This is a genomic window from Actinomycetota bacterium, from assembly GCA_035640355.1.
Lineage (GTDB): Bacteria > Actinomycetota > UBA4738 > UBA4738 > HRBIN12 > CALGFI01.
Window position 1 is genome coordinate 45,669 of sequence record DASQWI010000002.1, and the last position, 25,316, is coordinate 70,984.

Genomic DNA, 25,316 nt, shown 5'->3' on the forward strand with positions numbered 1-25,316 from the left:
AGCGTGCGACATGGCGGGTCATCCGAACATCGGGCCGCGGCGCCGCGCCCTTGAGGTGCCGCGGCCCCCGGATCGGCACCGCGGGGATCAGCCTTCCGGCGTTTCCCCTCTCCCCGGGGCGGCGAGCTCGGTCATCGCGGCGGCGGACATGACGTCGAGAGGCGCCGGCCGACCGGTCCACAGCTCGAACGCGAGCCCGGCCTGATGAAGCAGCAGGCCGAGACCGCCGTACGAGCTCGCACCGGCGTCGCGCGCTGCGGCAAGGAGCGGGGTCTGGTGCGGCCGGTAGAGGAGGTCGACGACGAGCACTTCCGGACCGAGCACCGGGATCGGTAGGGATTCGTCGTGGGCGCCGAGCGGGGTGGCGTTCACTACGAGGTCCGCCGTCACGGTAGGGGCTTCCTCGAACGTCACCGCCGTGACCTTGGTGCCGATGTCATCGACTGCATCGCTGACCGACTGCACACGCGATGGATCACGCAGCGCGACGACGAGCTCGCGAAGACCCGCGCGGGCAAGCGCGACCGCGCACGCCCGCGCCGCTCCCCCGGCGCCGAATACAAGCGCAATCCTGTCGGCCGCATCGAACCCCGCGTCGCGCGTGATGAACCGGTCGAACCCGGGACAGTCGGTGTTGTGTCCGACGATGCCGTCCGTCGTGACCACGAGCGTGTTCACCGACCTGAGGAGCCGAGCGTCGTCGGTGAGCTCGTCGGCGAGCGCGGTGATCTCGGTCTTGTGAGGCATCGTCACGTTCGCGCCGGCGAATCCGAGCGCCCGCAATCCCCTAAGGGCCTCGAGCACGTTCCCGGGGGGGACCGGCAACGGCACGTATGCCCAGTTCATGTCGAGCGCAGCGAAGGCGGCGTTGTGGATCAGGGGTGAGAGGCTGTGCGAGACCGGCCATCCGATGACGCCGACGATCCGGGTGTCGCCTCCGATCCACGGTGCTGCGGCGGCCGCCGCGTCACTCACCGCAACGGGCCCGGTTCTGCTCGTGCTCCGCATTCGTAACGGCGAACTCGTGGTGTCCGTCCTCGCCGCAGAGCACATAGAAGAAGAACTCCGTCTCAGCGGGCTCGAGCGCTGCCCGCAAGGAGGCCAGTCCGGGACTCGAGATCGGGGTGGGGGGCAAACCGCCGTTAAGCCTCGTGTTGTACGGGCTGTCGTAATTGAGATCCGAGAAGGACAGCTGTCCATCAGGCGTGGGGTCGTCGTACAGCAGTGTGGCGTCGATGCCGAGCGTCATGCCGGACTCCAGCCGGTTGTAGATGACGCCGGCGATGACGGGTCGCTCCTCGGCGACCCTCGCCTCCTCCTCGATCATCGAGGCGATCGTGACCACTTCGTACGGCATGACGCCGAGCGCCTCCGCGTTGTCCCACGGCAGGTCCTCGGCCACCGCGCCGAACTGATCGATCAGTCGAGCGATGACGTCGTCGGCCGTCGTACCTTCCGCGCGAAACTCATACGTCTCGGGGAACAGGAACCCTTCGACGCTCTCGGCGTCGTCGGGAAGGTACGGCGGTAGGGACCAGTCACCCTTTGCGATCGCGCGGTTGAATTGCTCCGACGAGATCCTCAGTTCCTCCCTCACTCGTTGGGCGATCTGCGTGAGGCGGTACCCCTCTGGGATCGTCAACCGCACCGTCGGTACTTGTTCCGGCGGAGTGGTTAGGACGACGAGCACCTGGTCGAGCTTCATGTTGGTCGTGAGCTCGAACGAGCCACTCCGTAGCTCGTCCTCTAGACTTCTGCGGCGGAGCTCCCACCTCGACACGAGTGCGCACCGCAGGACGCCGCGGTCGTGAAGACCGTCAACGATCTCGGAGCCGCTCGTGCCCCGTTCCACCTCGAACGTGACCGGCTCGCGCGGGCCCGAAGCTCCCCGGCACCAGTCGTAGTACCGCGCGGCGGCGACGCCCCCTGCGGCGATCAGCAGGACGACCAGGAGGAGGATGGAAAGGCCCCACCGCCGGCGCCTCACCGATCGGTGTCGGCCGGCGGGTACGTCCGTCCCCTGAGGAGCGGTGCCCTGCATCGGCCGGGGAGCATACCCAGCTGCTGGCTACGCAAGCGCTGTCAGAGTTGCTGCCAGGTTGCGGACCCGCTTCGGATCGTTCCAATCGAAGAGTGTCCAACTCGATGTCGCCTGCGCGGCACGACACGCGCTTCACCGCCGGCGCGCGTCGAGCCACGACTGGAGGATCACCGTCGCGGCGGACCGGTCGATCGAACGGCGGCGTTGCGGCCCGCCGGCTCCGGACTCGCGGAGCGCCCGATCGGCCTGTACCGATGAGAGCCGCTCGTCATGGAGCACCACGGGGATCTGCAGGAACCCGGTGAGCGCATTGGCGAAGCGCTCGGCGTGATGGGCGCGCTCACCCGCTTCTCCGGACATGTTGAGGGGATGTCCGACCACGAGGAGCGTCACGTCGTTTTCTCGGACGAGCTCGGCGATCGCCTTCACGTCCGAAGGCGCGCCCGTCCTGACCGTTCCAAGCGGGACGGCGAGGCGGCGGTCGTCGTCGGAGATGGCAACGCCGATCCGCGCATCTCCCAGATCGAGACCGAGAACTCGGCCCCGCTCAGTCACGTTGGGCGAGGAGCTCCTTCAGCCGCGGCTCGATGGCTTCCAGCGCCTCGTTGTAGGCGTCGCCCCTCGGGCCGCCCGAGAAGGCGAGGTTCGGCTTGCCGCCGGCGCTCCCGCCGACGATCGTCCCGGCCGGCTCGAGGAGCGCAGGCGCCGTGACCCCTCGCGAGACCAGGTTGCTCGATGCCGCCCCCACGAGCAGCGCCTTTCCTCCGCGGCCGGTGCCGAGTATGACCGCCGCGCCGCCCTCGTTCTCCAGACGGTTCGCCACGTCTTGCGCGAGCGCTCGCAGCGCGTCGGCCTCGGCGTCCTCGATCGCGACGACGAGCTTGGCCCCGCCGACCTCGCGCGCCGATGCCGCGATGTCGGACGCGCGCTCCCGACGGCGCTCGCGATCCTCCTTCCCCCGCGCGCTCTCGAGTTGCTTCACGCGCTCGACGAGCTGACGGGCGCGCTCGGCGGCGTTCGTGGGGTCGGTGCCGAGCGCCTGGGCGACACCCTGGAGCCACTCGCGCTCCATGTTGATCTCGCGGAGCGCATCGGGGCCGACGACCGCTTCGACGCGGCGCATCCCTGCGCCGATCGAGCCCTCACCGAGGAGCCTGATCGTCCCCACGTGACCGGTGTGATGGACGTGGGTGCCGCCGCAGAGCTCGACCGAGTAGTCGCCGACCTCCACGACGCGGACGAAATCGCCGTATTTCTCGCCGAACAGTGCGATCGCGCCCTGGTTCTTCGCTTCGTCGAACGTCGTCTCGTAGATCGTGACCTGGTCGTCATCCACGGTTTTGCTATTCGCGAGCTCCTCGGCCTGCTCGAGCACGTCCCGCGGCACCGACGAGTGGTGCGGGAAGTCGAACCGCAACCGGCCGGGCGCGACCAGCGAACCCGCCTGCCGCGCGTGTTCTCCCAGGATGTGCCGGAGGGTCCAGTGGACGATGTGCGTGGCGGTATGCGATCGCGCTGTCGCCTCGCGACGACCGACGTCGACCTCGCCGTGGATCTCGTCGCCCTGGTGGATCTCGCCGGCATCGACGACGCCGGTGTGCACGATCACCTCGCCCGGTCCGAACTGCGCATCGGTCACGCGGATCACGCCGCCGGGCGCTCGAACGATCCCCTGATCCCCGATCTGTCCGCCGGACTCCGCGTAGAACGGCGTGCGGTCCACAACGAACCGGACCTCCTGTCCCTCGTGGACGTCCGATGTCCGGCCGCCGTCCGACAGGAGCGCGACCAGACGTCCGTCGCTCTCGAGACGCTCGTACCCCACGAACTCCGTCTTGCCGGTCTCCGCCGCCACCTCGGCGAGCTGCTCCTCGGCGCGCCCACGTTTCGCCGCCCGCTTCGCCCGCTCGCGCTGCTCGGCCATGAGTTCCTCGAAGCGTGACTCGTCGATCTCGAGCCCGGCGTCCTCGGCGAGCTCGCGCGTCAGCTCCTTGGGGAAGCCGTAGGTGTCGTGGAGTTTGAACACGACGTCGCCCTCGATGCTTCCCTCCGCCCGGCCGACTTCGCCCTCGAACAGCGCCATCCCTTGCCGAAGCGTCGACGCAAAGCGTTCCTCCTCGGACGTCGCCACCCGTTCGATATACGCGCGGTTCTCGATGAGCTCGGGGTAGGCGTCGCCGAACAGATCGACGACGCGTGACACGATCGGCTGCATCACCGGACGGTCGACGTCGAGCCGACGGGCATGGCTGACGACCCGCCGGAGCATCCGACGGAGGATGTAGCCCCGACCTTCGTTCGAGGGTTGCACACCGTCGGCGATGAGGAACGCCGTGGCGCGCCCGTGCTCGGCGATCACCTTGAGCGATACATCGGTCTTTTCGTCGACGCCGTGCGAATGACCCGACACCGACTCGGCTTCGACCAGCAGCGGTCGGATCAGATCCGTCTCGAAGATGTTGTCGACGTCCTGGAGGACCATCGCCACCCGCTCGAGGCTCGAGCCCGTGTCGATGTTCTTGGCCGGCAGTTCCTGCACGATCGACATCGCGTCGTCGACCTCGTCCTGCATGAACACGTGGTTCCAGATCTCGACGTACCGCTCCTCGTCAACGGCGGGTCCCCCTTCGGGGCCGTACCGCTCGCCGCGGTCGACGTAGATCTCTGAGCACGGGCCCGCCGGACCGGCCGCGTGCGTCCACCAGTAGTTGTCCGCCACGCCCCGGTGCACGATCCGATCGCGTGGGATGCCGATGTCCAGCCAGACGTCGACCGTCTCGTCGTCGGTCTCGAACACCGTCACCCAGATCCGGTCTCGGTCGATGCCCCACACCTGCGTGACGAGCTCGAGCCCCCAGGCGCACGACTCCTTCTTGAAGTAGTCGCCGAACGAGAAGTTCCCCAGCATCTCGAACAGGGTCAGATGCCGCGCGGTGTGACCGACGTTGTCGATGTCGAGCGCCCGGAACACCTTCTGCGCGGTGACGGCGCGCGGGAACGGCGCCTGAGTGTGCCCGAGGAAGTACGGGATGAACTGGTTCATCCCAGCGTTGGTGAGCAGCAGCCCCGATTCGGGGGGCGGGATCAGCGACGACGAGGGGACGCGCTTGTGCCCGCGCTCCTCGAAGAAACGCAGGAACGACTCGCGGATCTCACGACCTTCCATCCAAAAATGAGTCTACGAGGGGTCCGGGCGGCACAAGCAGCAAGCCGGTGAGCGCGAGCGTTCGTCCCCGCCGCCGGCCGGTTCAGTCGCGGCTGAGCTCGTCCTCTGTCTCGCGCATCGCGGCCTTCCCCTCCTCGATCGCCTCGGAGAACAGCTTGGCGATGTCCATGATCCCGCCGCGCGCCTCCCGGGCGAGCGTGGCCGGAGCGACCTTGCGGGCCTGGCGACGGGCGAATCGCATCGTCACGATCGCGCCGGCGGCGCCCGCGCCGATGCCCAGCGCGATCCAGAACGCCCGTCTCAGCACGGTGGACTACGCCCTCACGGTCGGGGCTTCCTGCCGCCGAATCGGCTGGCGGCGCGCCGGACCCCGGCGCCGACGGAGATGATCCGGACGAGCGGCCCGGTCGCCGCCCGCTCAACGAGCCCACTCAGCCGCGACAAGCGCTGCACGATCTCTCCGGCGCTGATCAGCAGGCCGTCGACCCGGTCGAGCTCACGATTGGTGCGCTCAACGGAGCCGCGGACCTCTGTCAACAGCGGCACGGTCTCCTCGCGGATCCCGTCGATCAGCAGCTTGGTGCTCTCGAGCACGCGGAATGTGTTCAGCAGGACGACGCACAGGAACAGCACGAGCAGTCCCCAGAACGCGGAAAGGACGATGAGTGCGACGTCGCCTCCGTCGAGCGCAGCGATCATGGCATCTCCTCGGTGAAGGTCGGGGCATCATATCCAGCGACGCGGTTGCGAACGTTCGTGCCAGCGCGACTAGGTTTCCTCTCCCTCACCCGAGGGCTCGTAATAGCGGTTGCCCTCGAAGCGAGTGGGGCGGTATTGCTGCTCGACCCGCCGTCCCGGGTACTCGTGCGGGTACTTGTACCCCTTCCCGTGACCGAGCCGCTTGGCGGCCGGGTAGTGCGCGTCCCGCAAGTGGAGCGGGACCGGGTCGTTCGACGCAGCGTCCTCCTGCGCCTTCCCCAGGCTGACGATCACGCTGTTCGACTTCGGTGCCCGCGCGAGGTAGATCGCCGCCTCTGCGAGGTTCAGTCGGGCCTCGGGGAGACCGACGTACTCGACCGCTTGCGCGGCGGCGACCGCGATCTGCAGCGCGCGTGGGTCGGCCAGGCCGATGTCCTCGCTGGCGTGCACGACCATTCGCCGCGCGATGTAGCGCGCGTCCTCCCCCGCCTCCAGCATGCGCGCGAGCCAGAACAGCGTCGCGTCCGGATCCGAGCCCCGGATGCTCTTGATGAACGCGGAGATCACGTCGTAGTGCGCGTCGCCCTGCCGGTCGTAGACGATCGCCTTCTTCTGGATCGCGTCCGCGGCCAGGTCGAGCGTTACGGTGTCCTCTCCCGCGGCGCGAGCGGCCAGAACGGACGCTTCCAGTCCCGTCAGCGCGATGCGAGCGTCGCCGCCCGCCACCTCGATCAGGTGCGAGAGCGCCTCGTCGGCGATCTCGACGCCCATCTTGCCGAGGCCTTGGTCCTCGTCGGTTAGGGCCCGCTTCAGCAGCGTCCTCACGTCCTCGTCGCCGAGCGGCTCGAGCCGCAATAGGATCGAGCGCGACAGCAGCGGCGTGACGAGCGAGAAGTACGGGTTCTCCGTCGTTGCGCCGATCAGCGTGATCGTTCCCTCCTCGACGGCGGGAAGCAGGACGTCCTGCTGCGCTTTCGACCAGCGGTGCACCTCGTCGACGAAGAGCACCGTTCGGAACATGCCGCCCTTGGCTCGTTCGATCACCTTGCGAGCGTCGGCCACACCGGACGACACGGCCGATAGTTGCACGAGCTCGGCGCCGACGGCATCCGCGAGTAGGTACGCGAGCGTCGTCTTTCCCGTGCCTGCTGGACCCCACAGCACGACCGACGGCAGGTGCCCGCCCTCGATGAGCTGGGTCAGCGCCTTCCCCGGCCCGATGAGGTGCGTTTGACCCACGAACTCGTCGAACGTCCGCGGGCGGATGCGCGCGGCGAGGGGAACGTCGCTCACGGCGTCAGGTCTTGTAACGGATGACGCGGTCGGGGCGGATCGTGAGGATCTCGCGGACCTGGCCCGGCGTGAAGGAATACCCATGGCCGTCGTAGCGGTGGCTCAGCGTGTCGATGTGGCGTTCGGCCTTGTCGCCGGTCTGGATGTCGATGACGGTACCGATGACCGAGATCCAGTCGTACGCATCACCGTCGGGCAGCACCGCGACGGCAACACGTGGGTTCGCGCGGACGTTCCTGTCCTTCACCCTGCCCTGCGCGGTGTTGATCAACACGTTTCCATCGGCTGCGTCTACCCACGTGATCGTGGCGTGCGGTGATCCGTCGGAGTTCATCGTCACGAACGTCCCATAGTTCGGCCCGGTGAGGATCTCGAGGTCGCGCGCGTTGAGCTCGTCCATCAGTCTTCCTCGGGTTGTTCGATGACGGCGATGCCGAGCTCTCGCAGCTGATCCTCCGAGACCGGCGACGGCGCGCCGGTGAGCGGATCGGCTCCGGACTGGGATTTCGGAAAGGCGGTAACGTCTCGGAGCGTCTCCTTCCCCGCCATCAGCATCGCCAGGCGATCGATCCCCATGGCGATCCCGCCGTGCGGCGGCGCGCCGTAGCGGAACGCGGTCAGCATGTGGCCGAACTTCTCCTCGATCTCCTCGTCGGACAGACCGAGCACCTCGAACACTTTGTGCTGTACCTCCGGGCGATGGATGCGGATGCTCCCGCCGCCGAGCTCGAACCCGTTCAACACGAGGTCGTACCCCCGGGAGGTAGCCGTGTGCGGATCGAGGTCGTCGCTCGCCGGCGCGGTGAACGGATGGTGCACCGAGACCCACTTCCCCTCATCTTCTCCCCATTCGAACAGCGGCGGCTCCACCATCCACACGAACGTCCACTCACCTTCGCGCGCGAGGTCGAACCGCGCCGCCATCTGGCGGCGGAGGCCGTCGAGCGCAGAGTTCACCCGGCTCGGCTTGTCGGCGACGAGAAACACGACGTCGCCCAGCGACGCCTCGGTCTTCTTGACGATCGCTGCCTGCTCGTCCGGAGCGAGGAACTTGGCGATCGGTCCGTCGAGGCCGTTCGCGCCGGTCACCCGGAACCACGCCAGGCCGGCGGCGCCGCGGCCGCGGACGAACGTCTCGAGCTCGCGCATGTCGCCGCGCGACGGCTCGCCGTCCCAAGGAGTCGCGAAACCGTGGATCGCGCCGTCCTGGGCGAGCGCCTTGGCGAAGGCGTTGAATCCCGTACCGGCGAAGTCCTCCGAAAGGTCGGCGATCAGCATCCGGTCGCCGTAGCGCAGGTCCGGCTTGTCGGTTCCGTAGCGCGAGATCATCTCGGCGTACGTCATCCGCGGAAACGGCGTCGGAACCTCGACGCCATGGACGTCGCGAACGATGCGCGCGTACACCGGTTCGATCACCGCGATGACGTCCTCTTCGGAGACGAAGGACATCTCCATGTCGAGCTGAGTGAACTCGAAGCTCCGATCGGCGCGCGTCTGCTCGTCGCGCAGGCACCGCACGATCTGGTAGTAGCGGTCCTGCCCGCCGACCATCAGCAGTTGCTTCAGCTGTTGCGGCGACTGTGGCAGGGCGTAGAAGGATCCGGGCCACAGCCGCGACGGCACGAGGAAGTCCCGCGCGCCCTCCGGCGTGCTCCGCGTGAGCAGCGGTGTCTCGACGTCGACGAACCCACGCGCGTCCATCTCCTCGCGGATGATCCGAACGATCCGGTGCCGTAGCCTCAGCACCCGCGTCATCTCCGGCCGCCGCAGGTCGAGGTAGCGGTATCGGAGACGAAGCTCCTCGGACGCTTCGGTTCGGTCCTCGATTGGGAACGGCGGAGTCTCCGCGACGGCGAGCACCTCGACGTCGCGTACCGAGACCTCGACCTCGCCCGTCGGCAGGCCGCGGTTCACGGTGCCCTCCGGCCGCATCCGCACCTCGCCGGTGATCCGAACGACGGACTCCGACTTGAACGACTGCGCGGTGGCGTGTGCCTCCGGAGCCTCCTGTGGGTGGACCACGAGCTGCACGAGCCCGGCGGCGTCGCGAAGGTCGACGAACGCCACGCCTCCGTGGTCGCGCTGACGCCACACCCAGCCGCACAGCGTCACCTCAACTCCGGCGTCGGACCCGCGGAGATCGCCGCACGCGTGCGTTCGCATCGACGTGGCGAACCCGCTCATCGGTGCTCGGTCCCGTCGTTGCGCATGAGCCAGTTGACCACATCGGCCCGAGCGACCTCTTCCTGCGTGCCGTCGTCGAGCTTTCGGAGCGTCACGACGCCGGCCTCGGTCTCACGTTCCCCCAGGATCGCCGCGTAGCGGGCGCCAACCCGATCGGCCATCCGCAGCTGTGCGCCGAGTGGGCGGTCCTCGAGCGCGCGCTCGGTGGAGATTCCGGCCGCTCGCAGGTCGCCCACGAGCTCGAGTCCGGCACGCCGGGCGCCGGCGATCGCAACCACGAAGCAGCGCGGCGCTCTCGGCGGCGGGAGCTCAACTCCTTCGGTCTCCATGGCGATCAGTGCGCGGTCGATGCCCATGCCGAACCCGACGCCGGGCACGTCCGAGCCGCCGAGCACCGTGGCCAGCCCGTCGTAGCGACCGCCCCCGCAGATCGTCGATTGCTGGCCGCCGATGGCGTTCGACACGAACTCGAACGCCGTCCGCGTGTAGTAGTCGAGCCCCCGAACGATGTGCGGGTCGTGCTCGAACGCCACGCCCACTCCCTCGAGACCCCGCCGAACCGCGGCGAAGTGCGCGGCGCACGCCTCGTCGAGGTTGTCGGAGATGAGTGGGGCCGCGAGGACGAAGTCCTTCTTCCCGTCGACCTTGCAGTCGAGTATCCGCATGGGGTTCGTGTGGAGGCGCTTCCGGCAGTCCTCGTCGAGCTCGTCGACGTGTGGTTCGAGGTACGCGATCAGCTTTTTCCGGTACGGGGGACGGCATACCTCGTCGCCGACGGAGTTCAGGTGGAGGACGACGTCGCGCAACCCCCGCGCGCGAAGGAACGTGTCGGCGAGCTCGACGACCTCGACATCCGCGTCGGGCGCAGCCGTTCCGAGTACCTCGATGCCGAACACACGGAACTCGCGGAGCCGCGCGGCCTGCGGTCGACCGTGCCGGTAGTTCGGATGCACGTAGTACGCCTTGAACGGCGTCGGCAGCTTCTGGGCGTTGGCCAGGAAGGCGCGAACGACCGACGCGGTGCTCTCCGGTCGCAGCGTCATCGATCGCCCACCCTTGTCCTCGAAGGTGAACATCTCCTTCGACACGACGTCCGACGTATCGCCCGATGTGCGTGCGAACAGCTCGGTCTGCTCGAACGTCGGCGTCTCGACGTACCGGTAGCCAAAACGACGCGCGAGCTCGTGCGCCTCGTCGTAGAGGGACAGGATCGCGTCCGAACGTGGCGGCAGCAGATCCGCCGTTCCCCGCGGCGGCTGGAGCTCCACTAGAGGTCTCGCAGGAACGGGTTGCTCGCGCGCTCGCGGCCCACCGTGGTTCGAGGTCCGTGTCCCGGGTAGATCGCTGTCGGGTCGGAAAGCTCGAGGAAGCGGCGGAGGCTTCGCTCGATGTCGAGCGGAGAAGAGTTCGGGAAGTCGCTGCGCCCGATCGTCCCGGCGAAGACCAGATCGCCCGAAAGCGCCCAGCCGTCCGTGCGATAGACGACGCTGCCGGGCGTGTGCCCCGGCGTGTGGAGCACCTCGATGCGGAACCCGGCGAACGTCAGCACGTCGCCGTCGGCGACCGTCCGGACGTCCTTGACGGGGACCGGAGAGATGGGGCGTCCGGACGTAAGTCCGCCCCACGCGGCGTACTCCGACAGCGCGAGCACGTCCGCCTCGTGGATGTAGAACGGGATGTCGTCGCCGCAGAAGTCGGCGGCCGCACCGATGTGGTCGAAATGCCCGTGCGTCGCGAGGACCGCAACCGGGCGCCGCCCCTCCAGCTCGAGCAGGCGACGGACGGCGTCCGGCGAGAACCCCGGGTCGACGACCACGGCATCGTCCGTCCCGTCCGCCCCGATCAACCAGCAGTTCGTCTCGAACGAGTTGTCCGAGTACACGTCCAGGTACATCGGGCGGCAATCGTAACGAACGCCGTACGCTGAGAACGTGGACCGCGCGACGCTCCTGTACGACGACGACTGCGGGTTCTGCCGCTGGATCACGGCGAAGATCCTGAGGTGGGATCGTCGCGGCTCGATACGTGCCCTGCCGATTCAGGGGCCCGATGCCGAGGAGTCGCTCGCGGGCATGGAGCCGGCTCGGCGAATGGCCTCGTGGCACCTCGCGACGACCGACGGCGAGGTTCGCTCCGGCGCGGCCGCCGTGGCGCCACTCGCGCGGATGCTCCCGGGCGGTCGACCGATCGCGTACGTCGCCGAGCTGTTCCCCGGTCTCACGGAGCTCGCGTACGGACTGGTGGTGCGACACCGCGGAGCGCTCGGCCGACTGATCGGTGCGAAGGCGTGCTCGGTCGACCCGTCCCGGATCGCGACGTGAATCGGGGTCGGGTTCTGGTTGCTTACCATGTCCGCATGACCGATGGATCCGACGCCGACCGCGACATCGTCCGGGAGCTTCACGGGGACCAGCGCTGGAGCACGTGGACGAACTCGATCGAGCGCTGGCGACGCCGGCAGAACCTCAAGGGCTCGCTGAGGCGCGACCCCGGTATCGGGACGTTCATGTTGGCGGCTCTGATCGTCGTCGGCGTCGTCGTCGGAGTGATCGCCTTCGTCGTGTTCGTGTTCACGCTCGGCTAGCCGGCGCGGCCCGATCCGTCGAGCCATGACTACAGCGCCTCCGAGTCGATCCACAAGGTGACGGGTCCGTCGTTCACCAGCTCGACCTCCATGTGCTCGCGGAACGCACCGCGCTTCACCGTCGCGCCTCGAGCCTCGAGCGCCTGAGCGAACTCCTCGACGCGATCCTCGGCGGTCTCGGGCGGCGCGGCTGCGTCCCACGACGGCCGCCGCCCTTTTCGGACGTCGCCGAACAGCGTGAACTGCGGCACGACCAGGATCTCGCCGCCCACGTCGGAGAGCGAACGGTTCATCTTGCCCAGCTCGTCCTCGAACACTCGAAGGTGGAACACCTTGTCCGCGAGCCGGTCGTAGTCGACGGAGTCGTCGTCCTTGCCGATGCCCACGAGCAGCAGGAACCCCGTTCCGATCTGGGCGACCGGCGTTCCGCGCACGGTGACGGACGCGCGCCGGACCCGTTGAAGCAGGAGACGCACTAGCGCGGTACGACGCGGAACGCGTCGTACACGTTCTCCACCTTCTTTACTGCCGTGAGGATGCCGGCCAGGTGCGTGATGTCGGCGAGCTCGAACGTGAACCGCAGGATCGTCGTCCGGTCTCGTGCCACGGCGGACGTCGCCGACAGGATGTTCACGTGGTGATCGGACAAAGCGGTCGCCACGTCCGACAGCAGCCGCGTGCGGTCGAGCGCCTCCACCTGGATCGCCACGACGAACGACGTCGACTTCCCGGCGCGCCACGACACGTCGATGAGCCGTTCGGACTGCGACGAGAGCGCCTTCGCGTTCGGACACTCGAGGCGGTGGACGCTCACCCCCTGCCCCTTGGTGATGAACCCCATGATGTCGTCCCCCGGTACCGGCGTGCAGCACCTCGCCAGCCGCACCCACACGTCCGCCGATCCCGGAACGACCACACCCGACGTCACGTCCTGCTCGATCCGCACCGGTCGCGCCAGCGGGACCTCGCTGACATCTTCGTCCGTCGTCTCCTGCACCAGGCGCGTGAGTCGCGCCACGATCGACTGCGGCGAGACGTGTCCCTGACCGACGGCGAGGAACAGCGAATCGAGATTCGGGAACTTCATCTCGTCAGCGAGCTCCTGGAGCGCTTCGTCGGTCGCCAGTCGCTTGAAGGGGACGTTTTGCCGGCGCATCAAGCGCTGAAGCGCATCTCGCCCCTCTTCGAGCGCGTCCTCCCGACGCTCGCGGCTGAACCACTGACGGATCTTCGAGCGGGCCCTCGGCGACTTGACGAACCGCAGCCAGTCCTGCGACGGACCCTCTCCCTGCGCCTTGGACGTCAGGATCTCCACGGTGTCCCCGGTCCGGAGCTCGTAGTCGAGCGGCACGAGCTTGCCGTTCACCTTGGCGCCGATCGTGCGGTGACCAACTTCCGTGTGGATCGCGTACGCGAAGTCGACCGGCGTCCCGCCCGCCACGAGGTTCACCACGTCGCCCTTCGGCGTGAAGCAGAAGACCTGGCCGCCGTAGAGATCGATCCGCAGTCCTTCCATGAACTCGCGCGGGTCGGCCATGTCCTTCAGCCACTCGAGCATCTGCCCGAGCCAGGCGAGCTCGGCGGAGTCCCGCGTCTTCTTTCCATCGCGGGTCTCCTTGTAACGCCAGTGCGCGGCGATGCCGTACTCCGCGGTCCGGTGCATCTCCTTCGTCCTGATCTGCACCTCGATCGGACGCCCCTGCGGCCCGACAACCGTCGTGTGCAGTGACTGGTACATGTTCGCCTTGGGCATCGCGACGTAGTCCTTGAACCGACCCGGGACCGGCTTCCACAACGAGTGGACGGCGCCGAGCGCGCCGTAGCAATCACGAAGGTTGTCGACCAAGACGCGGAGTCCCGCAAGGTCGTAGATCTCGTTGAACTCCTTGCCGCCGATCACCATCTTCTCGTAGATGGAGTACAGGTGCTTCGTGCGCCCATCGACATCCGACTTGATGCCGGCCTCACGCAGCCGCGAACGCGCCGCCTCCAATACTCCGTCGATGTACTGCTGGCGTTCGCTCCGGCGCCTCTCGACGAGGCTCGCGATCTCTCGGTACGGGCCGGGGTGAAGCGTCTTGAACGACAGGTCCTCGAGCTCCCACTTGATCTGCTGCACGCCGAGCCGGTGGGCCAGCGGGGCGTAGATGTCGAGTGTCTCCGTCGAGATCCTGCGCTGCTTGTCGATCTGGAGGGGTGAGAGCGTTCGCATGTTGTGCAGTCGGTCGGCGAGCTTTATGAGCAACACGCGGATGTCACCCGCCATCGCCACGACCATCTTCCGGACGTTCTCGGCCTGTTCCTGCTCCCGGCTGCGGAAGCTGATCGATTCGAGCTTGGTCAGCCCGTCCACGATCCGGGCGACCTCGTTCCCGAACTCATCCTCCAACTGGCCCAGCGTGACGTCGGTGTCTTCGACCACGTCGTGAAGGAGCGCGGCCGCCAGCGTCGTGGTGTCCAGACCGAGATCAGCAAGGATGCGAGCGACCGACAGGGGGTGCTCGATGAAGTCCTCGCCGGACAGCCGGGTCTGACCGGCGTGGTGCTCGTCGGCGAAGCGGTAGGCGCGCGCGATCTCCTTGAGATCTGCCTTGGGGTTGTAAGACTTGACCGTACGAAGAAGCGCCTCGATGCCACTTGGAGGCGTTTCCGGCTCGCCCGGACGAAGGCGCGAGAGCAACCGGCTCCGACGTTCCGTCCTGACCTGCTCCGTGCCCTCCACGACGCGCGCCGCCTCCTTCCATCTCAGTGTAAGCCCGGAGGTCCGCGCGTCTGGGGGGTGCGGGGGCTCAAGAAGTGAGCGAGCTCCCGAGCGAACGTAGCCCCCCGCAGAGCGAGCGGGAGCTAGTAGGTGATCAACGAGAAGAGGTCGTGGCCCTCCAGCTTGTCGCGGCCGTTCAGGAACCCAAGCTCGATGAGGCAGGCGATCCCGATCACCTTTCCGCCGATCCGCTCGACGAGCTGCGCCGTCGCCGCGGCCGTGCCGCCCGTGGCGAGCACGTCGTCAACGATCAGGACCCGCTCCCCCGGCGTGACCGCGTCGCGGTGGACTTCCAGTGTCGCCGTGCCGTACTCGAGCGCGTAGTCGGCCGACTCGGTCTCCCAGGGGAGCTTGTCCTTCTTCCTCACCGGCACGAACCCAGCGCCGAAGTGGTACGCCACCGGCGACGCCAGGATGAAGCCGCGCGCCTCGATTCCCACCACCTTGTCGACGTTGCCACGACCGAAGTGCACGACGATGAGGTCGATGACGGTCGAGAACGCGATGGGATCGGCGAGCAGCGGCGTGATGTCCTTGAAGACGATGCCTTCCTGCGGGAAGTCGGGCACGTCGCGCACGAGCGCTTTCACCCGTTCCAGGTCCATGGCTATCTTCGCCTCCGTTTGGCCGGGGGCTTCCGCCGGGTCTTCGGGCGCGGGCGGACCGGCGTCGTGCGGGTCGGGGCGCCGACCGCGGCGGGTTCGGTGGAAGGCTCCTCCGGCGGGGGCGCCTCGAGCGCCCGCAACGGCCGTTCGCCGGTCCGTCGCTCCAGTCGGGCACGGTGCTGCCGATAACGGGGCTCTCGCTCCTTGAGGATCACCAGAATGGGAACCGCCACGAAGATCGACGAGTACGCGCCGGTGATCACGCCCACCAGCATGGCGAACGCGAAGTCCTTCAGCGTCTCGCCGCCGAACAGCAGCAGCGAAAGGATCGGCAGCACGACCACGAGGGACGTGTTGACCGAACGCATCAGCACCTGGTTCATCGACAGGTTCGCCACGCCCTCGTACGTGTCCTTGGCCAGATACCCGGGCGACTCTGTGTTCTCCTTCACCTTGTCGTAGATCACGACGGAGTCATAGAGCGAGAACCCGAGGATCGTGAGGATGGCGATGACGGTGGGCGGCGACACCTGCCGCCCGGTCAACGCATACACGCCGGCCGTGATCACGACATCGTGGACCATGGCGGCGATCGCGGCGAGCGCCATCTTCCACTCGAACCGAAGCGACACGTAGATGCTGATCGCCACGAGGACGACGGCGAGGCCGATCACCGCCTGACGAGTGATCTGCGCTCCCCACGTCGGACCGACCACCTGGATGCTGACGTCCTCGGGCGCGACGGCCGCCTGCTCGGCGAGCGCCTCGGTCAGCTGGGTACGCTCCTCCGCGGACAGGTCGGTGAGCGCCGTCGTCCGGATCGACACACGGTTGCCTCCGACGACCTGGATCTCGGCGTCCCCCCGATCGAACGGCTCTTGCGCCAGGAGGTCGCGGATCTCCTCGACGGTCACGCCGGACTCGGTAGGGAACTGGATGATGCTGCCGCCGGTGAAGTCGATCGAGTAGTTGAGTCCACGGGCGAACAGGCCGACGAGCGCGAGCGCCACCACAGCTCCCGAGAACAGGAACCACGTCCGCCGTCGCTGGACGATCCGGAAGTTCGGGGTTCGCTGCCCGCGGAAGGCCTGGAAGGTGGCGGCGAGGCTCATCGCGCTGCCGCTCCCGCCAGCTCGGGCGTCGGCTCGGACTCCGCGACGAGGCCGCTTCGCACGCCGATCCAGCGCATGCGGACCAGGCGGTCGCTCCGCGCGAGCAAGAACACCGCCGGCCGCTTGAACAAGTAGACGACGAACAGGTCGAGCAGGACGGACACGCCGAGCGTGAGTGCAAACCCGCGGACCGAGCTGATCGCGGTGAGGTACAGGACGATGGCGGCAAGCGCCGTCACGATGTCGGCGGCGATGATCGTTCGGAACGCTTTCTTGAAAGCGGGCTGCACTGCCGAGCGCGGAGACTTGCCAGCGTGCACCTCGTCCTTGAAGCGCTCGAAGAACACGATGTACGAGTCGGCCGTCACGCCCAGCGAGATGACCAATCCCGCCACTCCGGCGAGCGTGAGTGCGTAGCCGACCGTTCGTCCGGCGAACGCGATCAACGCGAGCGCGAGGATCGCCCAGATCGTCATGCCGACCCACGCTACGACGGCCAGGATCCGGTAATAGAACAACAAGTACAGCGCGAGCAGGATGAGGCCCGCGACGCCGGCCACGATTCCCTGCTGAAGCGACTCCTCGCCGAGCGTCGGGCTGACGGTGAGGACCTGCTCCGTCGTGAGCTCCACAGGGAGCGCGCCCGCGTTCAATTGCGTGGCGAGGTCCTTCGCCCGGTTCTCGGTGAAGTTGCCACTGATGATCCCGGACCCGCCCGTGATCGGTTCGTCGACGGTCGGCGCCGAGATGACCTCGCGGTCTACCACGATGGCCAACTGATCGTTGCTCGCGGACAGTCGCGTGGTTGCGTCGGCGAACGCACCGCGCCCCTCCGGCGTGAGTGTGAAGTCGATCGTCCACCCCTGCCCTACCGCGCCGGTGGAGTTGAACACGGCGTCCGCGCTGTCGATCGCGTCACCTGTCAGCTCGACCGGTCCGAGCCGGTACTTCGCTCGTTCGGCGGGGTCCTCGAACACGACCTCCGCGTCGCGCAGCGCCTCGAACGAGCACTCGGCGCTCTCTCGCTCCTCGGGCGTCGCGCAGTCGACTGGTGTCGCGTCGAACTCGGGCGTCCCGAGCGGGATCTCCGCGATCACCTCCCGGAACTCCAGACGCGCCGTCTGGCCGATGACCTGCAACAGGCGCTCCTGGCCCGTCTCCTGGAGGCGCGCCTCGGCATCCTCTCGCGACAGGAAGCAACCGAGCTGCTGCCCGGCCGAGCTGACCACGCAGAACCGCGTGTTAACGTCGCCAACCGTGAGGCTTGCGAGCGAGTCCGTAGCAGCCTCCTCGGTGGAGTAGCACGCCGGACCGAGGTCGTAGCGGAGCGGCTCGTCACCGCGGCCCTGAAGGCAGAACGTCTGGGAAACGTCGACGGCGATGGTGTCGAGCGCCGCGGTGGCGCCTTCGCGTGACCCGAAGCACGGCTCGTCGGCAAGCCCCGTGTCCGTGAGGCAGAAACGGTCCTCGCGCTTGCGCACCGACATTGCCTCGATCGCGTCATCGGCCTCCTGTTCGGACCCGAAGCACGGCGAGTCGCCCTCGGCGAACACATCGCCGGTGAGGCAGGCCGACGCCACCACCGGTTCCACGCTGGCGGCCTCAAGTTGCGCCTCGGCGTCGGCACGTTCGACGAAGCACCCGAAGCTCACGTCATCTGGATCGAGCAAACACGATCGCGGGCGCCGTTCCTCCTCGATCGTGCCGCGGGCGAGACCGGGGATCTGAACCTCGATCGTCGTGCCGGTGACGAACAGCAGCGGCTCGGCCGTTCCGAACGCGTCGATCCGGTTCCGGATGTTCTCCAGGGCCCTGTCCATCACGTCGGTCGGGGTGCCCTCGGGCGCGGACAGGATCACCGACACGCCGCCCTGCAGGTCGAGCCCGAGGATCGGCCGTGTCCCCGTGCTGAAGGCGGCGATCGATCCGCCGACGAGCGCGGCAACGAAGGCGATCGAAACCCACAACGCACGCCCCCGTCGCTTCATGCGATCTCGGCCCCGTTGATGGTGAGCTTGAACCTGCAGTCGAGGACCTCGGCCGCCCTGCGACACATCTGCATGCGACCGAGGAAGATCTCGAAGTACTCCAAGACCGGGCTGATCGTGGTGTCGATCGTGAGCTCGAGCGTCGCCGTCTTGGCGGCCGAGTCGACGCGCAGGAACGACTGCTCCGCCGCGTAGTTCACGCGATCGTGGATGTCGAACTCGATCTGCCCATGCTTACGGACCCGGCTTCGGTGGACGTCCGACTTGTCGGCCAGGATCACCGCGGCCGACACCGGCGAGACCTCGGCGCCGTTGACCTCCTCGTGGTTCGCAACGGCGGCGACGACGAGCGCGAGGTCGGCCGCGGATGCTCTCGCGCGGAGAGCGTGGTACACGAGGAGGCCACCCGTCTGTCCGTGCACCTCGCGCGAGATCATGTTGCCCACGTCGTGGAGGTAGCCGGCGACGCACGCGAGGTTGGCCAAGTGCTCGTCGAACCCGACCCGCGACATGACGTTGTAGGCGATCCGCGCGGTGAGGTTGGCGTGCCGGAACCCGTGCTCCGTATAGCCGAGACCCTCCATGACGCGGTCGGCCGCGGAGATGAAGTTCGACAGCTCGGGGTCGTCCTTAACCTCGTCGAGCGTGAGCGGTTCGGGCTCGATGGCCGGAGCAGCCGGCGGCGTCGGCCCGGGGATTGGGGCCGGCTCGGCAGAGACGGGTGCCGGCTCCGAGCTCACGGCTTCCGGTCGGCCTCCTCGTCGGCCGATCCGCTCTCCCCTTCGTCGTCGAGCCCTTCGCCTTCCTCCACGAAGCGCTGCGCGATCCCCTGACGCAAGATTCGGACGCGCGTGCCCGGCGCGATCTCGACCGTGAGAATGCCCTCGTCGTCGTCGATCTCGACGATCGTGCCGAAGATGCCGCCCGTCGTCAGAACCTCGTCGCCGACCTCGAGGGCGGCGACCAGCGCCTGTTGCGCCTTTTGCCGGTTGCGCTGCGGGCGGATGAGCAGGAAGTAGAACCCCACCAGGAGAAGTAACGGGAGCGCGAACGCGGCCAGCGGATTGCTCGTCTGTTCGCCGTTTTGGGCGAGAACGCCGAGGATCATTTGCGCGGTGCCTCCCGGGATCGACCAGGCAGCATACAGACTATCCGCGCGAACCGAGTCTCCCGCCCAGGCCGTTCTCGCAGGTAGCGGGGGGTTAGCCGAGCGGCAGGACGCCCTCGACTGTGACGCCCAGGTGGCGCACCGCTCGCTCCGTGGCGACGCGACCCCGAGGTGTGCGCTTGAGGAACCCGAGTTGGAGCAGGTACGGCTCGTAGACGTCCTCGACGGTGTCGGTCTCCTCTCCGACGGCGGCAGCGAGCGTCGACAGGCCCACCGGACCGCCGCCGAACTTCTCGACCACCGTCGACAGGATCGCCAAGTCGAGCTTGTCGAGTCCCCGCTCGTCGACCTCGAACAGCTCGAGGCCGGCGCGAGCGACGTCGCCCGTGACGCCGCCGTCGTGACGGACCTCGGCGAAGTCGCGGACGCGCCGAAGCAGGCGGTTGGCGACGCGAGGCGTTCCCCGGGAGCGCCGGGCGATCTCGTCGGCGCCGTCGAGATCAACGGCGACGGCAAGGATCCCGGCCGAGCGCCGAACGACGCGCGTGAGATCGTCAACGGAGTAGTAGTCGAGGCGGGGCGAGAACCCGAACCGCTCCCGCAGCGGGAGCGTGATCCGGCCGGGACGCGTCGTGGCGCCGACGAGCGTGAACCTCGGCAGGTCAAGGCGGATGCTGCGCGCGCTCGGCCCCTTGCCGAGGACGACGTCGAGCTGGAAGTCCTCGAGCGCGGGGTAGAGCACCTCCTCCACCGCGCGGGGCATCCGGTGGATCTCGTCGACGAACAGGACGTCCCCCTCCTCGAGGTTGGTGAGGATCGCCGCGAGGTCGCCGGGCCGATCGAGCGCCGGTCCCGACGTGGGGCGGAACCCGACGCCGAGCTCGTTGGCGAGGATGCCGGCGAGCGTCGTCTTGCCCAGCCCGGGGGGCCCCGAGAACAACACGTGATCGATCGTCTCCCGGCGGGCACGTGCGCCGTCGACGAGGAGGGACAGCTGCTCCTTGACCCGCTCCTGCCCGACGAACTCGTCGAGCCGCCGTGGGCGCAACGCGGCGTCGAGCTCGCGTTCCTCGTCACCGAGGGTCACGTCGACCATCCGGGCCTCGTCGGTCACGCCCGTCCCTTGAACAGCCTGCCGGATGGTGCGGTCGTCGTCGCTCATCCCCGTCCCACGTGTTGCAACGCGACCCGGAGCAGCTCTTCGACGGGGCGGTCATCGTTGCCGTCGATCGCGCGCATGGCCTCGGTTGCCTCCTGCGGCGAGAGTCCGAGCGACAGGAGCGCCTCCCGCACGTCCGCGAGCGGACCTTCGAGCAGGACGACGTCGCCGCCGAGCTTGTCCTTGAGGTCGAGGACGACGCGTTGGGCGACCTTCTTGCCGACGCCGGGAACGATCGTCAGCGCGGCGACGTCGCCCGCGCGAACGGCTCGCCGAAGGGCGTCCGGCGACAGCACCGACAGGAACGACAGCGCGACCTTCGGCCCCACTCCCGTCACCGTGACGAGCAGGTCGAACAGCTCGCGTTCGTCCCCGGTGGCGAACCCGAACAACGTCATGGCATCGTCGCGGAGGACCATCCGGGTGTGGAGCTTCGCTGCCCTGCCGACGGGCGGCAGGTTGGCCAGCGTCGACGCCGACACGTGGACGTCGTAGCCGACCCCCCCGACATCCAGTACGAGGCGTCCGCCGAGCTTCTCGGCCACCTCGCCTCGGAGGAACCCGATCACATCGGGACCCCCTGCACAGCGTCAGCTCCCCTCGTCACGTGGCCAACCTTTCCATGCGCCGCAGACGCGACTGCGCGAGGTGACACAGCGCGACGGCGACCGCATCGGCGGCGTCCGGTTCGTCCGGAACGTCGTCGAGCCCGTGCACCCTCCTCAGCGCTTCGCGAACGCGCGTCTTGTCGGCGTTCCCCTGCCCCGTGACGGCCATCTTCACCTCGAGAGGCCCGTACTCCTCCACCGGGATCCCCGCCTGCGACGCGGCGAGCAACACGACGCCGGTCGCGCGCGCGACCCCGAGCGCACTCACCTGGTTCTTGTTCCATGCCAGCCGTTCCACGGCGACCGCGCCGGGCCGATGGACGGCGATCGCCCCCACGACGGCCTCATGGATCAAACGCAAGCGGTGAGCTTCGGCGAGCTTCGCCGGGGTGCGTACCGTCAGACACGCCAGCAGTTCCCAACCACGATCGCGCCGTCGAACTGTGGCGAGGCCCATCGCGGAAACGCCGGGATCGACGCCGAGGACGATGGAGTCGAACACCTGTTCAGTGTCCAGGACGACACGGAGCGGTTCAAGCACCCCTGGCGGCTGGGGAGCTAGGTTTCCCGCCAGATCTGGTGGCGCGGCGCCGGGTCGCCGTGCCTCGTGGTCCGTGTCAACAGGACCCACGAGATATCGAAGGAGAAGAGCTCCCACGTTGCCACCTCGGCCGGTGTCGCCTCGAGTCGACGCTCCGCCGCGAACTGACGAGTCAGCGCATCAAACCTGGGGGCGTCGTTGACCGGCTCCGCCACTCCTCGGACGAGAAACGCGTCCTCGTTCTCATCGGCCGGGAACGAGTGCATCGCGAATCGCGGATCTCGATGCAGATCGTCTCGCTTCGGCGACGGCACGATGAACGCGAGCAGGTCGTCATCGGTGATGAGCGGACACATCGGATGGAGTCTGGGGCCGCCGTCGGAGCGGACGGTGGCGAGGAACGCCAGGCCAACCCCGTATTGATAGAGCAGCTCCCGTCCCGCGCGCGCCAGATCTGGGCGAACCTCGGCGAACGCACCCCACCTCAAGAGGAAACGAGGATCGGCCCGCGCACCGGCGCAGTCAACGCCGCTTAGCCGGAGAGCTCCGCCATGACCGACTCGGGGATGTCGAAGTTCGCGTACACGTTCTGGACGTCGTCCAGCTCCTCGAGCCCCTCGAGGAGCGCGAGCACCTGGCGAGCGTGGCCGCCTTCGACCGGCACGGTGTTCTGCGGAACCATCGTCAGCTCGGCGGAGAGCATCCCGATCCCCGCGGCCGAGATCGCGTCACGAACCGCGGCGAACGCTGCCGGCTCCGTCGTGATCTCCCACGTGCTCTCCTCGTCGCGCATGTCTTCCGCCCCGGCATCGAGCGCGATCTCGAGCAGCTTCTCCTCGTCCGGCGCCGACTCCTTCTCGATCTGGATCACGCCGCGGCGCTGGAACATCCACGCCGTGCTCCCCGTCTCGCCGAGGTTCCCGTTGTTCCGCGTGAAGGCGTGCCGAACGTCCTGCGCGGTCCTGTTCCGGTTGTCGGTCAGCGTTTCCACGAACAGCGCTACGCCGCCCGGACCGTACCCCTCGTACGTGACCTCCTCGTACCTGGCCCCGCCCGCGAGCTCGCCGGTTCCCCGCTTGATCGCCCGCTCGATGTTGTCGACCGGCACTGAACCGTCCCGGGCCTTTTCGATCGCCGACGCGAGCGTCATGTTCGCCTTCGGGTCACCGCTCCCGCCCTCGCGCGCCGCGACCTCGACCGCCCGCAGCAGCTTGGCGAACTCGTTGCTCCGTTTGGCGTCCTGTGCGCCCTTGCGCCGCTTGATCGTGCTCCACTTGGAATGACCGGACACGCGGCTACACCTTCCCCAACAGGTACTCGTGCAGTCGCGTCTCGCCGACGAGCTCGGGATGGAACGAGGCGACGATCAACGAACCCTGCTCCAACACGACAGGCCGCCCGTCCAACGACGCGATGGTGCGGACGTCGGCTCCGACGTCCTCGACCACCGGCGCGCGGATGAAGACCCCACGAACCTGGTGATCGACGCCCTCGACGTCGACGTCGGCCTCGAACGAATCGACCTGACGCCCGTACGCGTTCCGGCGAACGGTTACGTCCACCAAGCCCAGCAGCGGCTCGAGTCCGATCACACGCTTGGCCATGACGATCATCCCCGCGCACGTTCCCAGGATCGGCATGCCCTCGGAGGCCCGTTCGACGATGGGTCCCACCAGTTCCGCGCTGCGCGCGAGCTTCGAGATCGTCGTGGACTCACCGCCGGGGATCGCCAACGCGTCGACACGCGACAGGTCTTCGGGGGTTCGAACCTCGACGGGCGACGCGCCGAGCTCGGCGAACACGCGCGCGTGCTCCCTGAAGTCTCCCTGCAAAGCGAGCACTCCGGCCTTCATGACGCCTCCATGATAAGGAGCCGCCAGGTCGCGCTAGGCGGACACCGGGCGGCGGCCCTGGCGGAGGTGCCACCACCAGACGGCGCCGGCCACAACGACCACGATGCCCGCGTTGAGAGCCGCGCGGAGCGCATCGCTGGCGCTGGTGCAAGAGTCAAAGAGAACGTCGGACGGCTGGGCCGGACAGTCGGGCGCGAACGCCGCTTCGACGAGCGAGAACAGCGTGGCGATCACGCCGCCGAGCGTGACGCCGTACGCCATGAACGCCACGCCGTGGAAGTAGAGCGATCGCCCCCAGAATTCGCCATGAACGCCGAGGCCTTGCCGCCGCCTCGCCTGGACGAGATGCCACCACGCGGCAACGAACGCGGGAACCGCGAACGCCAGACCCTGGAGAAACCCTCGCACGGAGTCGCTGGTCTCGGTTCCCGGATCCGGGAGAACGAGACCTCGAAGGGCGATCATCGACACGATCGTTCCGCCGATCACGAAGCCGAACGCGACGATCGCCACGAGGTAGTAGTAGAGCTGCGAGATGACGTAGGCAGCCCGACCGGTGAACCGAGGAGCGGCGTCGGGACTCGGCGGGAGTAGTTGTGTGCCCGTCGGCGTCACCAGCCGCGCGTCTGGAGCAGGCCCTCCTCGCCGAGCTCCGCGATGTCGATCCCGTGCATGGGCTCGCCGAGTCCGTGCGAGACCTTCGCCAGCACGTCGGGATCCTGGAAGTGCGTGGTCGCCTCGACGATCGCACGGGCACGTGGCGCGGGATCGGAAGACTTGAAGATGCCCGATCCCACGAACACACCGTCGACGCCCAGCTGCATCATGAGCGCGGCGTCGGCCGGGGTGGCCAATCCGCCGGCGGCGAAGTTCACGACCGGCAACGTCCCCGCCTCGGCCACCATCCGAACGAGATCGACGGGCGAGCCGAGCTCCTTGGCCGCCGACACGTACTGCTCGGGCCGCAGCTGAGCGAGCGCTCCGATCTCGCGAAGGATCGTCCGTTGATGACGAACGGCCTCCACCACGTTTCCCGTCCCCGCCTCGCCCTTCGTGCGGATCATCGCCGCGCCTTCGGCGATCCGCCGCAGCGCCTCCCCCAGGTTCCGTGCGCCGCACACGAACGGCACCGTGAACGCCCACTTGTCGATGTGATGCTCCTCGTCGGCCGGGGTGAGGACCTCGGACTCGTCGATGTAGTCGACGCCGAGCGCCTGCAAGATCTGCGCCTCGACGAAGTGACCGATCCGCGCCTTGGCCATAACCGGGATCGAGACGGCCTGCATGATCTCGTCGACCTTGGTGGCGTCGGCCATGCGAGCGACGCCTCCCTCCGCGCGGATGTCGGCGGGGACACGCTCGAGCGCCATGACGGCGACGGCGCCGGCGTCCTCGGCGATCTTGGCCTGCTCGGCAGTCGTGACGTCCATGATGACGCCACCCTTGAGCATTTCTGCCAAGCCGGACTTCACGCGGAAGGTGCCGATCTCGCGATCCACGCCACTCCCCTCCTTCGAACGGGTCGAGGCCGTTCTCTCCGAACCTGACCGGACCGGAAGAACGCGCTGCTCACCGAGTGTACCGCCGAGGTCCGGACGGTCTCACGGGCCAGTT

28 protein-coding genes are annotated in these 25,316 nt (G+C 68.0%); 2 read left to right on the forward strand and 26 right to left on the reverse strand.

From position 1 onward, the window contains the following. Positions 1-87 precede the first annotated feature (87 nt). The 11 genes from aroE to VFA08_00990 all read right to left on the reverse strand — a co-directional run bounded on the left by aroE (position 88) and on the right by VFA08_00990 (position 11,277). Positions 88-975, reverse strand: a complete 888-nt coding sequence (gene aroE / locus VFA08_00940; protein HYZ12161.1) for a shikimate dehydrogenase — start codon at positions 973-975, stop codon at positions 88-90. Continuing rightward, complete coding sequence (mltG, locus tag VFA08_00945; GenBank protein HYZ12162.1) at positions 968-2,041, reverse strand: endolytic transglycosylase MltG; 1,074 nt, start codon at positions 2,039-2,041, stop codon at positions 968-970. The genes aroE and mltG overlap by 8 nt, the downstream gene beginning before the upstream one ends. A 132-nt stretch (positions 2,042-2,173) precedes the next feature. Continuing rightward, complete coding sequence (gene ruvX, locus VFA08_00950; protein ID HYZ12163.1) at positions 2,174-2,596, reverse strand: Holliday junction resolvase RuvX; 423 nt, start codon at positions 2,594-2,596, stop codon at positions 2,174-2,176. After that, positions 2,589-5,207 (reverse strand): alanine--tRNA ligase, encoded by a 2,619-nt coding sequence (alaS, locus tag VFA08_00955; GenBank protein ID HYZ12164.1) that lies wholly within the window; start codon positions 5,205-5,207, stop codon positions 2,589-2,591. Before alaS ends, ruvX begins: the two co-directional genes overlap by 8 nt. Before the next feature lie 82 nt (positions 5,208-5,289). Continuing rightward, on the reverse strand, positions 5,290-5,514 hold the full coding sequence (locus VFA08_00960) for a hypothetical protein (protein HYZ12165.1): 225 nt from the start codon (positions 5,512-5,514) through the stop codon (positions 5,290-5,292). 14 nt (positions 5,515-5,528) lie between these two features. Further along, positions 5,529-5,906 carry a DUF948 domain-containing protein gene (locus tag VFA08_00965; protein HYZ12166.1) on the reverse strand — a complete coding sequence of 126 codons (378 nt, stop codon included), beginning with the start codon at positions 5,904-5,906 and terminating at the stop codon, positions 5,529-5,531. A 69-nt stretch (positions 5,907-5,975) separates the two neighbouring features. Then, on the reverse strand, positions 5,976-7,199 hold the full coding sequence (locus tag VFA08_00970) for a replication-associated recombination protein A (GenBank protein ID HYZ12167.1): 1,224 nt from the start codon (positions 7,197-7,199) through the stop codon (positions 5,976-5,978). Between the two features lie 4 nt (positions 7,200-7,203). Further along, complete coding sequence (locus VFA08_00975) at positions 7,204-7,599, reverse strand: TIGR03618 family F420-dependent PPOX class oxidoreductase (GenBank protein HYZ12168.1); 396 nt, start codon at positions 7,597-7,599, stop codon at positions 7,204-7,206. Beyond that, complete coding sequence (gene aspS, locus VFA08_00980; GenBank protein HYZ12169.1) at positions 7,599-9,383, reverse strand: aspartate--tRNA ligase; 1,785 nt, start codon at positions 9,381-9,383, stop codon at positions 7,599-7,601. Before aspS ends, VFA08_00975 begins: the two co-directional genes overlap by 1 nt. After that, positions 9,380-10,651 (reverse strand): histidine--tRNA ligase, encoded by a 1,272-nt coding sequence (gene hisS / locus VFA08_00985; protein ID HYZ12170.1) that lies wholly within the window; start codon positions 10,649-10,651, stop codon positions 9,380-9,382. Before hisS ends, aspS begins: the two co-directional genes overlap by 4 nt. After that, positions 10,651-11,277 (reverse strand): MBL fold metallo-hydrolase, encoded by a 627-nt coding sequence (locus VFA08_00990; GenBank protein HYZ12171.1) that lies wholly within the window; start codon positions 11,275-11,277, stop codon positions 10,651-10,653. Before VFA08_00990 ends, hisS begins: the two co-directional genes overlap by 1 nt. Before the next feature lie 37 nt (positions 11,278-11,314). Here VFA08_00990 and VFA08_00995 point away from each other — a divergent pair, with 37 nt between their 5' ends. Both VFA08_00995 and VFA08_01000 read left to right on the forward strand, forming a co-directional pair. Beyond that, entirely contained in the window at positions 11,315-11,704 is a 390-nt protein-coding gene (locus VFA08_00995; GenBank protein HYZ12172.1) for a DCC1-like thiol-disulfide oxidoreductase family protein, read from the forward strand. Positions 11,705-11,739: 35 nt separating this feature from the next. Next, on the forward strand, positions 11,740-11,967 hold the full coding sequence (locus tag VFA08_01000) for a hypothetical protein (protein ID HYZ12173.1): 228 nt from the start codon (positions 11,740-11,742) through the stop codon (positions 11,965-11,967). Between the two features lie 29 nt (positions 11,968-11,996). Here the strand turns inward: VFA08_01000 and dtd are convergent, their stop codons facing one another. The 15 genes from dtd to pdxS all read right to left on the reverse strand — a co-directional run bounded on the left by dtd (position 11,997) and on the right by pdxS (position 25,201). Next, positions 11,997-12,443, reverse strand: coding sequence for a D-aminoacyl-tRNA deacylase (gene dtd / locus VFA08_01005; protein HYZ12174.1), 447 nt, complete (start codon positions 12,441-12,443; stop codon positions 11,997-11,999). After that, positions 12,443-14,689, reverse strand: coding sequence for a bifunctional (p)ppGpp synthetase/guanosine-3',5'-bis(diphosphate) 3'-pyrophosphohydrolase (locus VFA08_01010; protein ID HYZ12175.1), 2,247 nt, complete (start codon positions 14,687-14,689; stop codon positions 12,443-12,445). The genes dtd and VFA08_01010 overlap by 1 nt, the downstream gene beginning before the upstream one ends. A 122-nt stretch (positions 14,690-14,811) precedes the next feature. Next, complete coding sequence (locus VFA08_01015) at positions 14,812-15,333, reverse strand: adenine phosphoribosyltransferase (GenBank protein HYZ12176.1); 522 nt, start codon at positions 15,331-15,333, stop codon at positions 14,812-14,814. Positions 15,334-15,335: 2 nt separating this feature from the next. After that, positions 15,336-16,445: a protein translocase subunit SecF gene (gene secF / locus VFA08_01020; GenBank protein ID HYZ12177.1), complete on the reverse strand. Its 1,110-nt coding sequence runs from the start codon at positions 16,443-16,445 to the stop codon at positions 15,336-15,338. Beyond that, entirely contained in the window at positions 16,442-18,433 is a 1,992-nt protein-coding gene (gene secD, locus VFA08_01025; GenBank protein HYZ12178.1) for a protein translocase subunit SecD, read from the reverse strand. The genes secF and secD overlap by 4 nt, the downstream gene beginning before the upstream one ends. Continuing rightward, positions 18,430-19,173: a phosphohydrolase gene (locus VFA08_01030; GenBank protein HYZ12179.1), complete on the reverse strand. Its 744-nt coding sequence runs from the start codon at positions 19,171-19,173 to the stop codon at positions 18,430-18,432. Before VFA08_01030 ends, secD begins: the two co-directional genes overlap by 4 nt. Continuing rightward, on the reverse strand, positions 19,170-19,541 hold the full coding sequence (gene yajC, locus VFA08_01035) for a preprotein translocase subunit YajC (GenBank protein HYZ12180.1): 372 nt from the start codon (positions 19,539-19,541) through the stop codon (positions 19,170-19,172). Before yajC ends, VFA08_01030 begins: the two co-directional genes overlap by 4 nt. Positions 19,542-19,635: 94 nt before the next feature. After that, positions 19,636-20,655 carry a Holliday junction branch migration DNA helicase RuvB gene (gene ruvB / locus VFA08_01040; protein ID HYZ12181.1) on the reverse strand — a complete coding sequence of 340 codons (1,020 nt, stop codon included), beginning with the start codon at positions 20,653-20,655 and terminating at the stop codon, positions 19,636-19,638. A 44-nt stretch (positions 20,656-20,699) separates the two neighbouring features. Next, positions 20,700-21,269 (reverse strand): Holliday junction branch migration protein RuvA, encoded by a 570-nt coding sequence (ruvA, locus tag VFA08_01045; GenBank protein ID HYZ12182.1) that lies wholly within the window; start codon positions 21,267-21,269, stop codon positions 20,700-20,702. Between the two features lie 34 nt (positions 21,270-21,303). Beyond that, a complete protein-coding gene (locus VFA08_01050) occupies positions 21,304-21,849 on the reverse strand; it encodes a crossover junction endodeoxyribonuclease RuvC (protein ID HYZ12183.1) in 546 nt (181 codons plus the stop codon). Positions 21,850-21,866: 17 nt separating this feature from the next. Then, positions 21,867-22,337 (reverse strand): pyridoxamine 5'-phosphate oxidase family protein, encoded by a 471-nt coding sequence (locus tag VFA08_01055; GenBank protein ID HYZ12184.1) that lies wholly within the window; start codon positions 22,335-22,337, stop codon positions 21,867-21,869. A 44-nt stretch (positions 22,338-22,381) separates the two neighbouring features. Then, the gene (locus VFA08_01060) at positions 22,382-23,140 is read right to left on the reverse strand and encodes a YebC/PmpR family DNA-binding transcriptional regulator (GenBank protein HYZ12185.1); all 759 of its coding nucleotides are present in this window, start codon (positions 23,138-23,140) and stop codon (positions 22,382-22,384) included. Between the two features lie 4 nt (positions 23,141-23,144). After that, a complete protein-coding gene (gene pdxT / locus VFA08_01065) occupies positions 23,145-23,702 on the reverse strand; it encodes a pyridoxal 5'-phosphate synthase glutaminase subunit PdxT (protein ID HYZ12186.1) in 558 nt (185 codons plus the stop codon). Between the two features lie 33 nt (positions 23,703-23,735). After that, the gene (locus tag VFA08_01070; protein HYZ12187.1) at positions 23,736-24,317 is read right to left on the reverse strand and encodes a DUF5671 domain-containing protein; all 582 of its coding nucleotides are present in this window, start codon (positions 24,315-24,317) and stop codon (positions 23,736-23,738) included. Further along, complete coding sequence (gene pdxS / locus VFA08_01075; protein HYZ12188.1) at positions 24,314-25,201, reverse strand: pyridoxal 5'-phosphate synthase lyase subunit PdxS; 888 nt, start codon at positions 25,199-25,201, stop codon at positions 24,314-24,316. The genes VFA08_01070 and pdxS overlap by 4 nt, the downstream gene beginning before the upstream one ends. Positions 25,202-25,316 lie beyond the last annotated feature (115 nt).